Below are 8,080 nucleotides of genomic sequence, written 5' to 3'. Positions count from 1 at the left end.
TGCGCCTGATCCGCTCGCGCTTGAGCAGGTTGAAGAAGCTCTCGGCGACGGCGTTGTCATGGCAGTTGCCACGGCGGCTCATCGAATGCTCCAGATTGTGGGCTCGCAAGAACGCAGCCCAATCGACGCTGGTGAACTGACTGCCCTGATCCGAGTGGATCAGCACCTTGTTCTTCGGCTTGCGCCGCCACACAGCCATGAGCAGGGCCTGCAGGACGATATCTGTCGTCTGACGGCTTTGCATCGACCAGCCGACCACGCGCCGGGAATACAGGTCAATGACCACCGCGAGGTAGGCGAACCCCTCCTGCGTTCGGCTGTAGGTGATATCGGTCACCCAGACCTTGTCCGGGGCCTCGACATCAAACTGCCGGTCGAGGGTGTTGTCGACCACGACCGATGGCTTGCCGCCATAGCTGCCGGGGCGGCGCTTGTAGCCGATCTGCGCCCTAATCCCCGCAAGCTGCGCCAGCCGGAAAACGCGGTTCGGACAGATGCTCTCGCCCTGTTCGATCAGATCGTCATGCAACTTGCGGTAGCCATAGACCTTACCGCTCTCCGCCCAAGCCTTACGCAGTAGCTCGGTCTGGCGCCTGTCTTCCTGTGCCCGTGCGCTAAGCGGTGCCTTCAGCCACGCATAGAACCCGCTCGGCTGGATCCGCAGGCAGCGGCACATCGCCCGCACCGAAAACTGACCCCGATGCTCGGCCACGAACGCGTATCTCACTTTGCATCCCTCGCGAAATACGCGGTGGCCTTTTTTAGGATATCACGTTCCTCCGACACCCGCGCCAACTCCCGCTTCAGCCGCCGGATCTCGGCATCCTTCTCCGTGTCACCCGACACCGCCTTCGCAAACTTGCGCTTCCAGGCATAGAGCGAGTGCGTGCTAACCCCCAGTCTGGCCGAAACTGCCCTGGCTGGGTAGCCCCGCTCCGTGATCTGCGCCACCGCATCGCGCTTGAACTGATCCGTGAAATTACCTGTGCCCATCATGGCCTCCTTGCCTCAAAATTAGCGAAGAACGCGTCCACGAAACATGGGGCTATTCAGGCTTCAGGTTTCCTGATCTCTCCGATCGGGCGGTCGCCCAAGCAAAAGCGTTCTCCCGATCCGGCTGCGGGCCGGGTTTTGCTTTTTATAAGAGTGTTGAGGCGGGTGGGGCTGAGCAACTGCCGCTGCGCCAAACGGTTCGGAAGCGGTCTCTTTCGGTTGATATTATCCGGACTTGATGACCGCGCAGGTTTGGTGAATTCCCTTTAATATCTGCTCTTAAATACTATTTCCGAGAGCAAAGGTGCTTTCGATGTCGGGCCCATCCGCCTCCGATGGAACCGTGATCGGTCAACGACGGAACAACCGGCCTGCGTGTGGATACTAAGGCATGAAAAAACACTTGGCATCGTGACTTGAGACACATGCGGCCAAAAGTCCCCATGATTGATCCAAGACCCGCCTTGGTGCTGCCCCGAACAATGACGTCGACCACGGTCGCCTTCCCATGTCGCGTTCGTCGCGCGCTCGTTTGCGCAGATCGCGCGGTATCCAGCGGCGTAGGCCGTCAGCGAGAGGACAAGTCAGGATGGTCAGTCGCCGATGGCGGGCATCACCATGTCGGGCAGGATCGCGCAATCGCTGAGCATGGGGGCGACGGGGCGCCCGGCCAGGATGCCGTGGCGCGTGACCAGGATCGTCTCGATCCCGGCGGCCAGACCGCCCAGGATGTCGGTCTGGGGCGTGTCGCCGATCATCGCGTAACGGCCCGGCCCCATCCGGTTCAGGGCGGTGCGGAACGCCTCGGGGAAAGGCTTGCCGAAAAAGCGCGGCGCGATGCCGGTGCGGTCCTGAAGGTCATGCGCCCAGTAGCCGGGTTCCAGGCTCAGCCCCTCTTCGCGCGGCGCGACCAGATCGGGGTTGCCGACGATGACGGGCCGGGGACGCGCCTTCAGGGCCTCGACCAGCCTGTCCTGCAGGTCGCCGTTCCAGCGGATCGAGGACAGGAACAGAAAGCCCCCCGCCCGCGCCCAGTCCGCCCCCGGCGCCAACAGATCGAAGCCCTGCCCCGGCAGGTCTGCCAGCCCGTCCTCGGCGGCGCAGATCGCGCCCCACATCACGCCCCGGTCCAGATGCGCCATCGCCACGTCGCGGCTGGAGATCACCTCGGCCCGGCGCACGTCCAGTCCCATCCGCGCATATTTGGCCAGGGCGGTCTCGACCCCGTAGCTGGCGGCGTTGGTCAGCACGCAGAACCGTTTGCCCGCCTTGCGCAGGGCGGACAGGCAATCAGCCGCGCCGGGGATCGCCGTTTCGCCGACGTTCAGCACGCCGAAACTGTCGAAGAGGAACCCGTCATAATCGCCCGCAACCTCGGCGAGGGACGCGGCAGGGCGGCACGCGCCCTGTCGCGGGGCCGAAGGCAGCCGGTCGCGCACCTCTTGGTAACGCGCCCAGGCCCGGTCCAGCGTGAGGGTGGGATAACGCTCGGCCAGGGCGGTCGGGGCGGTGTCAGGCAGGCTCATGCTGGAAGTCCTTGAGGCGGGTGAAATGGCTTTGCAGCGCAGGATAGAGGCCGCGATAGACCTCGAACAGGTCGGAATAGCGCGCGCTCTGGCCCGGATCGGGCAGATAGGTGCGGCCGGTGGCACTCATTTCGGACGAGGCCTCGGTGATCGAGCCGTAAAGCCCCGCGCCCGCCGCCGCCAGCATCCCGGCCCCAAGGCAGGTGGCCTCGGCCTCGCGGGCGATCTCGACCGGGCGTTCCAGAACATCGGCCATGATCTGGCACCAGAGCGCGCTGCGCGTGCCGCCGCCCATCAGGCGGAAGCATTCGGTCCGCGCGCCGATGGCCTGTTCGGCGCCGCTGGTGGACAGACGTTGTTCCAGCGCCAGCCCCTCGATCACGGCGCGGAAGATATGGGCCTTGCCGTGGCGCGGGCTCAGCCCGAACAGCACCCCCCGCGCGTTGCTGTCCCAATAGGGCGTCAGCACCCCGGTCAGATAGGGCAGCGCCAGCAGCCCCTCGGCGCCCGCGGGCAGGTCCGAGGCCGCGGCTTCAAGGATGCGTTCGGGGATCAGGTCCAGCCCGAAGGGCTGCGGGCCGATATCCGAGAACCGCTCGGTGAACCAGGTGACGTTGTAGGTGCCGCCGCCGAAGAAGGTTTCCAGCAGATAGGTGCCGGGCACGCCCCCGCTCATGGTGCGGAAGGACCTGTCGGTCCGGTAATCGGCGCTGAACGTCCCCGAGACGATGCCGGTGCCGAGGTTCAGGTAGGCTTCGCCGGGACGGGTGATACCCGCGCCCAGACCCGCCGCCTGCCCATCGCCCAGACCCGCCACGACCGGCAGGCCGGGCGTCAGGCCCAGTTCCGCTGCGATGTCAGGGCGCATCCGCCCCAGCACGGTGCCGGGCGCATGGACCTGCGGAAAGACGCCCTGATCCAGCCCGATATCGCCGATCAGCCCGGCTTCCAGCCCGAATGAGCGCATGTCCAGCACACCCAGAGGATCGACGCTGCCCCAGCTTGTCGCCCATTCGCCTGTCAGGCGGTGGACCAGATAGGAATGGACATCCGCGACCCGCGCGGTCGCCTCGATGATGCGCGGCTCGTGGCGGCGCAGCCAGTGCAGCTTGAACCAGCTGGTCGCGGTGTTGGGCGGCTTGCCGGTCAGGGCGTGGGTGCGTTCGCTGCCGTAGCGCGCGACCTCGTCGGTGGCGCGGGTGTCCAGCCACAGCATGGCCGGACGCAGCGCATGGCCCGCACGGTCCAGACAGACGAAGGTCTCGCGCTGATGGGTGATCGACAGGGCGGCCAGACGCGACGTGTCGATCTGGCGGCAGGCCTTGCCGATGGCCTCGACGGTGGCGGTCCACCAATCGACGGGATCCTGTTCACCCCAGCCCGGCTGGGGCGCCGCGTGGCCAAAGCCCGCCCGCCCCAGACTGACGGCGCGGCCCTGCATGTCCCAGACCACGGCCTTGGCGGCGGTGGTGGAACAATCGACGGCAAGGACCAGATCGCCCATCACCCGGCCCTTTCGGCGGCGGCGCAGGCGGCCTCGGCGCGGGCAAGGACGCGGGCCACGCCCTCGTCATCCCACCAGCCCGCCAGCATCAAGAGGTCGGCCACGGTAAAGCGTTCGCGCATGAACTGGCAGTTCGCCGTGACCCAGTGGATGCGCTGATCCGAGGGTGCCGGGTCCAGATCGGCGGGCCGCATCGGCGCGCCCGCGCGGTGCAGATAGCGCGCGATGGCGTGCGAGCCGAAGGACAGCCGGTCATGGTCGGCCTCCAGCGCGGCCCAATCGGCCAGAGCAGCCTCGGACTGGGGTCGCGCGGCCTGCCAGGCGGCCAGCTTTGCGCCGTAGCGGCCCCAGCATTCCGCGCCGATCCGGCCGGTCGGGTCCAGCCATTCAAACGCGCTGGTGACGCGGCTTTCCGGCGGCGCCTCGAACAGGCGCGCCAAGGGCAGGCCCTCGGCGGCGCGACGGTCGCGGAATTCCTCCCATGCGGCGGCGCGGATGACCGAGCCGACGCCGACCTGCGCGCCGTGCAGGCCGGTGGGCAGGTGCAATTCGCCCGCGACCATGTCCAGCATGTGGCTGACCAGATGCTCCATCCCCGAAAGCGAGGCCGTGGTGCCGCCGACCCCGGTGACGATGCCGCGCATCGCCAGCGCGGTGGCCAGACGGGCGCAGGCCTCGGGCTCGCCCCGTCCGACGCCGCCGGACCAATCCTCGATCCCCTCGCCGCAAAGGGCCAGCATGTCCAGGAGGACGGGCGCATAACGGCGGTCCATCCCCATCCGCGCGGCCAGATACCAGTCACCCGGCGCGGCATACATCGACAGAAGCTCGCCGAAGCCAGAGGCGTTGAGGTAATGCGGCGCCTCGGCGATGACATGGGTGTCGGTCAGCACGGCCTCGGGCCAGCGCGACAGAAGCGTCGTCTTGACGCCGTTCTGCAGCACGACCGAGAAGTTGTCGGTAAAGCCGTCCACCGAGGCGGCCGTCTGCACGACGATATGGACCGGCACATCGGCGCGCTCGGCCGCGATCTTGGCGACATCGGTGATCGTGCCGCCCCCGACCGAGACGATGACATCCGCGCCGTGGGACGCCACGGCGGCTGCGTCCAGGATCGTCTCGTCCGCATGCAGGATCGGGTGGCCGTCATCCATCACCACGGTGCTGGCCGCATAGCGCTCCGACAGCCGCGCCATGACCAGCGCCTTGAGATCCTGGCCCTTGCGGCGGATCAGCACCGGATCGACGATCATCCGCACCTGCGTTCCCGCCGAGGGTTGGCGGCCCGCCGCGTGCAGATGGCGGTCGATCACCTCGGTCAGCCGGTCGAGCGCGTCATCCGAGATATGCACCTCGGCCATGTCGAGGGTGGCGAATTGCCCGTTCGGGTCGTTCTTGGCCAGCACCTCTCGGATGCGGGCCAGGCGGGACAGATCGCCCAATGTCAGGTCGAGGGCCATGATTGCTGCCTTTCCTCAGTGACGCGACCGGCGGTCCAGCATCACCGCGACGATGATCGCCACGCCGATGACCACCGGTTGCAGGTTGGGCGACACGTTCAGCAGGGCCATGCCGTTCTGAAGGACGCCGATGATGAGAAGCCCGATGAACGTGCCCAGCATTCCGCCAGAGCCGCCCGCAAGGCTGGCCCCGCCGATCACCACCACCGCGATGACCGACAGCAGGTCCGAGATCCCCGCCGTGGGATGGGCCGAATCCAGCCGCGCCCCCAGGATCAGCCCGGCCAGCGCCGCCAGCGTCCCCGCGATGATGTAGACCAGCACCTTGACCTTTTGCGTGTCGATGCCGGACAAGCGCGCGACCTCTTCGCTGCCGCCGATCGCGTAGAGCGCGCGGCCGGTCGGGCGGAAACGCAGCCAGAAGGCGACGCCCAGATAGACCGCGACCAGCAGGATCAGCTCAAGCGGCACACCCAAGACACGCAGCGTGGCGAGACTGGTGAACCATGCCGGAAAGCCGGTGATCGGCCCGCCATTCGTCACGAAGAGCGCGATCCCCGAACAGGCCGACATCGTGGCCAGCGTCGCGACAAAGGGCTGGATGCGGCCATAGGTCGAGAGAAGCCCGTTGATCAGCCCGACAAAGGCGCCGACCGCCAGCCCCGCCAGCGCCGAGACGCCGAAGGGCACGCCGAAATCGCGGTAGAGCCAGGCGTTGATCATCAGGCTGACCGCCAGAACCGCGCCCACCGACAGGTCGATGCCACCGATGATGATGACCAGCGCCGCCCCTGCGGCCATGATGCCGATCTCGGACACCTGACTGAAGATATTGATGAAGTTCCGCGTCGTCAGGAAGAAGGGCGAGGCCCATGCGAAGACGATGCAGACAAGGATCAGCCCCCAGAGCGGGCCGGGAACCGCCGCCGCCGCGCGGCGCAGCATCGGTCCGGCACCCGCGACCGTCCGGTCGCTGCGCGCGGCGGGGCGGGTGGTCGTGTCATGCAGATCGGACATGGTCGGGCCTTTCGGTCTGATGGGTTTCCGGGTGCGCGCCGACGGCCAGGGCCATCACGCGTTCGGGGGTGGCCTCGTCGCGGGTCAGGATGCCGGTCTGGCGCCCTTCGGACATGACCAGCACGCGATGGGCCAGGCCCAGCACCTCTTCCAGTTCGGACGAGACGACGATCACCGCGATGCCGCTGGCGGCCAGGTCGCGGATGATCTGGTAGATGGCCATCTTGGCGCCGACATCGACGCCGCGCGTCGGCTCGTCCACGATGAAGACGCGAGGATCGCGGACCAGCCATTTCGCCAGCAGCACCTTTTGCTGATTGCCGCCCGACATGGACCCGACCGGCAATTCCATCCGGCCGCGTATGTCGAACCGCTCGCGCTGTTCGCGCCCCATCGCATCGACATCGCCGGGCCGGATCATGCCGCCGCGCATCAGCCCCGCCTCCCATGGCAGGGTGATGTTGGCCGAGGCCGCCCGGTCGAGGTTGAGGCCCAGACCCTTGCGGTCCTCGGGGACCATGACGATCCCGGCATTGATCGCATCGCGCGGAGTGATGATGTGCAGCGCCCGGCCATCCAGCGCGATCTGGCCCCGGTCGGCACGGTCGGCGCCCGCAATGGCGCGCACGACATCGGTGCGGCCCGCGCCGACCAGACCGGCGAAGCCCAGGATCTCGCCCTCGTGCAGGTCGAACGAGATATCCTCAAAGGCGTCCCCGCGGCCCAGTGCAGTAACCTTAAGCGCGATGCGTTCGCCGCAGGGCGCGGGGGCGCGGTGTTCGAAGACGAATTTGCGCCCCACCATCGCGTTGATCAGGTCCTGCCGCGGGACCGGCATGTCGCACCAGTCGGCGACCTTCTGGCCATCGCGGAAGCAGACGACGTGATCGGCCAGCGCGCCGATCTCGTCCAGCCGGTGCGAGACATAGATGATCCCCGTCCCCTCGGCCCGCAGACGCTCGATCTGGCGAAAGATCAACTGGGCGTCAGCCTCGCCAAGCGAGGCGGTGGGCTCGTCGAAGATGACGTAGCGCGGGCGGCGCAGCAGGGCCTTGGCAATCTCGATGCTTTGCTGAACCGCCATCGACAGGCCGCGCACCGGGCGGCGCGGGTCCAGCCTGACCCCAAGCGCAGAAAGGATCGCGTCGCTTTCCTCCTCCATCCGGCGGCGATCCACGACCGGACCCCGCATCGGCAGGCGGCCCAGAAACAGGTTCTCGGCGACCGACAGGCCGGGCAGCAGGCGGATCTCTTGGTGGATCAGCGCCACGCCCCGCGCCATTGCGTCCGACGGCGAATGCGGCTGATAAGGCTGGCCGTCCAGCCAGATCTGGCCTTCGGACGGTTGCAGCACCCCCGCGACGATGTTGTTGAAGGTCGATTTTCCCGCGCCGTTCTCGCCGATCAGGCCGAGGACCGAACCGGGCTCCAGCGTCAGGTCGATGGATTTGAGCACCCGGACCGGGCCGAAGGATTTCGACAGGTTGCGGACGACAAGGCCGCGTTCCTGCGGAGCGGCATCAAGCATCAGAGCCTCCGGAACGTTGGGAAAAGGGCGCGGGCCCGGCGTCCTGCCGGAC

Annotated in this window: 5 protein-coding genes and 1 pseudogene; all 6 read right to left on the bottom strand. The window is 67.4% G+C overall.

The features are described 5' to 3' along the window. Nucleotides 1-993, bottom strand: a pseudogene (locus ACTZWU_RS15995) (IS3 family transposase); the annotation flags it as partial. Nucleotides 994-1,586: 593 nt separating this feature from the next. Next, a complete protein-coding gene (locus tag ACTZWU_RS15990; RefSeq protein ID WP_444738359.1) occupies nucleotides 1,587-2,519 on the bottom strand; it encodes an HAD-IIA family hydrolase in 933 nt (310 codons plus the stop codon). Continuing rightward, a complete protein-coding gene (locus tag ACTZWU_RS15985) occupies nucleotides 2,506-4,023 on the bottom strand; it encodes a xylulokinase (RefSeq protein WP_444738358.1) in 1,518 nt (505 codons plus the stop codon). The genes ACTZWU_RS15990 and ACTZWU_RS15985 overlap by 14 nt, the downstream gene beginning before the upstream one ends. Next, a complete protein-coding gene (locus ACTZWU_RS15980; protein WP_444738357.1) occupies nucleotides 4,023-5,483 on the bottom strand; it encodes an iron-containing alcohol dehydrogenase in 1,461 nt (486 codons plus the stop codon). Before ACTZWU_RS15980 ends, ACTZWU_RS15985 begins: the two co-directional genes overlap by 1 nt. Nucleotides 5,484-5,498: 15 nt before the next feature. After that, nucleotides 5,499-6,500, bottom strand: a complete 1,002-nt coding sequence (locus ACTZWU_RS15975) for an ABC transporter permease (RefSeq protein ID WP_444738356.1) — start codon at nucleotides 6,498-6,500, stop codon at nucleotides 5,499-5,501. Next, entirely contained in the window at nucleotides 6,484-8,028 is a 1,545-nt protein-coding gene (locus ACTZWU_RS15970) for a sugar ABC transporter ATP-binding protein (protein ID WP_444738355.1), read from the bottom strand. The genes ACTZWU_RS15975 and ACTZWU_RS15970 overlap by 17 nt, the downstream gene beginning before the upstream one ends. Nucleotides 8,029-8,080 lie beyond the last annotated feature (52 nt).

Source organism: Paracoccus sp. NSM, assembly GCF_052379855.1.
Lineage (GTDB): Bacteria > Pseudomonadota > Alphaproteobacteria > Rhodobacterales > Rhodobacteraceae > Paracoccus.
The sequence above is the reverse complement of the archived record's forward strand: the minus strand, read 5'-3'. Positions and strand labels throughout refer to the sequence as shown.